Consider the following 3845-nt stretch of genomic DNA (forward strand, 5'->3'; position numbering starts at 1 on the left):
CCCGCGTAGTAGACGGCCATGTCGCGCATGTACTCCGGCATCGGCTCGCCCGCGTCGAGGCGCTCCTTGATCTTGGCGTGCGCGATGTCGCGCGCCACCACCAGCGGACCGGTCAGCGACAGCCGGGTCTTGACCGGGTACTTGGAGAGCTCCTCGCGGATCTCGGTCATCGGCCGGTTCAGGTCGATCTTCACGACGTCACCGCCGAGGATCGAGTCGGTCTGCTCCGGAAGGTAGTGCGCCGGTTCACGTTCCAGCTGCTCGAGGAACACGCCCTGGGGGGTGATCTTGGCCCGCGCCTGCCGGTCGGCCGAGCAGGACACCGCGATGGCGACCGGCAGCGACGCACCGTGGCGCGGCAGACGGATCACGCGCACATCGTGGCAGAAGTACTTGCCGCCGAACTGCGCACCGATGCCGAAGGACTGGGTCAGCTTGAAGACCTGCTCCTCCAACTCGAGGTCGCGGAAGCCGTGCGCGGACATCGACCCCTCGGTCGGCATGTTGTCGAGGTAGTGCGCCGAGGCGTACTTGGCCGTCTTCAAGGCGAATTCGGCCGAGGTGCCGCCGATCACGACCGCCAGGTGATACGGCGGGCAGGCCGCGGTGCCGAGCGAGCGGATCTTCTCGTCCAGGAACTCCAGCATGCGATCCGGGTTCAGGATCGCCTTGGTCTCCTGATAGAGGAACGACTTGTTGGCCGAGCCGCCACCCTTGGCCATGTAGAGGAACTTGTAGGACGGCGACGCGGGATCGCCCGGCTGCGAGTACAACTCGACCTGCGCGGGCAGATTGCTGCCGGTGTTCTTCTCGTCCCACATATTGATCGGCGCGAGCTGCGAGTAGCGCAGGTTCAGCTTGGTGTAGGCGTCGAACACGCCACGCGAAATCCATTCCGCGTCATCGGCTCCGGTGAGCACGCCCTCGGACTTCTTGCCCATCACGATGGCCGTGCCGGTGTCCTGGCACATGGGCAGGATGCCGCCCGCGGAGATGTTCACGTTCTTGAGCAGATCCAACGCCACGAACCGGTCGTTGCCGCTCGACTCCGGATCATCGATGATCTTGCGCAGCTGCGCGAGATGCGCGGGCCGCAGGTAATGGCTGATGTCGTGCATCGCCTCCGCGGTCAGCATCCGCAGCACCTCGGGCTCGACCTGCAGGAAGGTCCGCCCACCCGCCTCGAACGTGCTCACGCCCTCGGTGGTGAGCAGCCGATACGGCGTCTCGTCCTTACCGATGGGCAGCAGATCCGAGTACAGAAAATCAGGCGCGGTCACGAATCGCACTCCTCGAGCAGGGCTGGGGGCTGGTCAGCCGACGGTTCAAGCAGACCGACTGTACCGACCCGCCCGCGGCGCCCGATGAGCAGGCAGCCCGCCCCGGGGAAATTTGCGATTGCATTTGCACAGACGGAATTCGTTGTGACGGACACCACCGACTGTCAGACTCGGGTGTGTGGCTTATCCACAAAATGGTCCGCGAAGCACGCCCGGTCCGCGGGGGCAGCATCAAACAGCAACTACGCCAAGGGCTTTGCAGGCGATCCTCGGCTCCCGATTACGCGATCTGCGACGTGCCCGCGGGCTGACGCAGACGCAGGCGGCCCGGCGGCTCGGACACCACGCCTCCAAGATCAGCCGACTCGAGACCGGATGCGGCGGATGCCGCCCGGCGGATCTGCGCACGCTGCTCGACCTCTACGCGGTGCACGAGACCGAGCAGGACCGCTACCTCATCTGGGCGCGGCGCGCGGGTCACTCGTGGTGGCCCGACGACAGCGAGGGCCGCGGCGAGAGCTCCTCCCTCGACGCCCTGCTCGATCTCGCACCCGTGCACCGCATCCGCACCTATGAGCAATCCGTCGTACCCGAACTGCTGCAAACCCCCGACTACGCGCGCGCCGTGCTGGCGCTGGTCCATCCCACCCGGCCCGCCGAGGTCATCGACCGCATGCTCGCGACCCTGCTGCACCGCCAGTCGATCCTGTGGCGCGACGACCCGCCGGTGCTGTGGATCCACGTCGAACTCACCGCGCTGCGCCGCCGCATCGGCGGAGAAGCCGTGTGGGACAACCAGATCGAGCATCTCGAACGGGCCGCTCGACGCCCCCGCATCACCGTGCAGATCGTCGACGACCAGCTCAACGAACCGGCCCGCCTCGGTCACGGGTTCACCTCCCTGCGCTTCGACGACCACCGCCTGCCCGATCTCGTCTACATCCGCCAGCTGACCGGGGTCGTCTGCCTCGACGATCCCGCGAATACCGACGAGTACCTGCAGGCCCTGGATCGGCTGTCGAGCACGGCCACCCATCGCGCCGAAACCCTCGAACGTCTCGCGGCCCTGCGGGATTGAACCGAGATGACCGACAGGCCGCCACGAACGGGTACAGGTTGCACCTTCAACCGGGCGGGTGTTACCTGTGCATGATGCGCTTGCTCGCGGCGGGGAGGAATTAGCATGAGTGCGGAACCCGGGAGTGGAACTGTGGCCGAAACCCGTTGGCTCGATGATGTCGAGATGCGCGCGTGGCTGGGGTACGTGTTCACCCGTGACCTGATCGCCGCCGCGGTCGGCCGCGATTCCCTGCGGGCGTCCAATCTGACCTACGTGGAGTACACGGTGCTGGCCCGGCTCGCCGACGCCACCGATCACCGCCGCAGCTTCGCCGAACTCGCCGCCGTGCTGGAGTGGTCGCAGTCGCGGCTGTCGCATCAGATCACCCGCATGGAGAAGCGCGGACTGGTCGCCCGCGAATCCATTCCCGACGATGCCCGCCGCACCGCCGCCGTCCTCACCGAAAAGGGCGCGCAGGTCCTCGATTCCGCCGCCCCTTCGCATGTCGAGAGTGTGCGTCGTCACATGGTGGATGTGCTGGATCGTGGCCAGCTCACCGCCCTGGCCGACATCTACGACACACTGCTCGCCCACCATCGAAGACCCGAAACCCGCAACGAGCACACCTCTTGAGGAACAACCCGTCACCTGGGTTTGGTTTGGCGCGCATAGGGTACTGGGTAAGACTAGGCTCGGCAGCGGCTTCCGACGGCGGTCGGCACCGAGCACACGGCCGGTTAACGGTCGGCGAAAGTGAGCATCCCGACCTGGCCTTAGCGAAAGGGGCAGGAGTTTTCATGTCCGACGTGTCCATCGGTCTCTCGGCGGATTCTCTGCCCGCGGGTCCCGTCGACAACCTGCTCCCGCAGCTTGTCGAACACCTGCGGCAGAACCGCACCGAACTGCGCGAGGAGTGGGCACGCCGCATTACCGATGCCCAGCTCCTCACCGCCATGACACCCGAGGAAATCTTCTCGGAGGCCACCTCCGTCTACGACAACTACGTCGAGGTGCTCGAGACCGGTAGCGTCGAAGCGCTGCAGGCCTACGCGCGCGATCTGTCCGAACGCATCATCCCCCGAGGCGTCGAGACCGACGAGGTCGTCGGCATCGTGCTGCTGCTGCGAGACGTGCTGGCCCGCAGCCTCTTCGAGAAGTACCAGTCCGACTTCGAACTGCTGAAGCTGGTGCTGGACGCCTACGAACCGGCCGCCAACCGCATCGCCAACACCGTGGCCGTGTCCTTCGTGCAGGAGCGCGAACGCGTCATCCGCCAGCAGCAGGAGGCGATTCGCGAGCTGTCGACGCCCGTGCTGCAGGTGCGCGAGCAGCTGCTGATCCTCCCCATCATCGGTGTGCTGGACTCCCAGCGCGCCCGTCAGCTGACCGAGCAGCTGCTGCGCGCGATCCGCGCCAACCGCGCCAAGGTCGTCGTCATCGACATCACCGGTGTGCCCGCGATCGACTCCACGGTCGCCCCCTCCTACTACCGATCGCGGCGCTGC

4 protein-coding genes are annotated in these 3845 nt (G+C 66.3%); 3 read left to right on the top strand and 1 reads right to left on the bottom strand.

Features of this window, described 5'->3' with window-relative positions:
* On the bottom strand, window positions 1–1280 hold a 1280-nt coding region (locus ACWELQ_RS40575; protein ID WP_452402304.1), incomplete at its 3' end, for a fumarate hydratase.
* 256 nt (window positions 1281–1536) lie between these two features.
* On the opposite strand from ACWELQ_RS40575, the gene ACWELQ_RS40580 reads away from it, so the two are divergent.
* The 3 genes from ACWELQ_RS40580 to ACWELQ_RS40590 form a co-directional block, all read left to right on the top strand.
* Window positions 1537–2358 (top strand): helix-turn-helix domain-containing protein, encoded by an 822-nt coding sequence (locus ACWELQ_RS40580; RefSeq protein WP_452402305.1) that lies wholly within the window; start codon window positions 1537–1539, stop codon window positions 2356–2358.
* 105 nt (window positions 2359–2463) lie between these two features.
* On the top strand, window positions 2464–2973 hold the full coding sequence (locus tag ACWELQ_RS40585) for a MarR family winged helix-turn-helix transcriptional regulator (RefSeq protein WP_452402306.1): 510 nt from the start codon (window positions 2464–2466) through the stop codon (window positions 2971–2973).
* A 164-nt stretch (window positions 2974–3137) separates the two neighbouring features.
* Window positions 3138–3845 (top strand): STAS domain-containing protein (locus tag ACWELQ_RS40590; protein ID WP_452402307.1); only part of this gene is annotated, 708 nt, incomplete at its 3' end.

The sequence above is a fragment of the Nocardia sp. NPDC004722 genome (assembly GCF_053601505.1).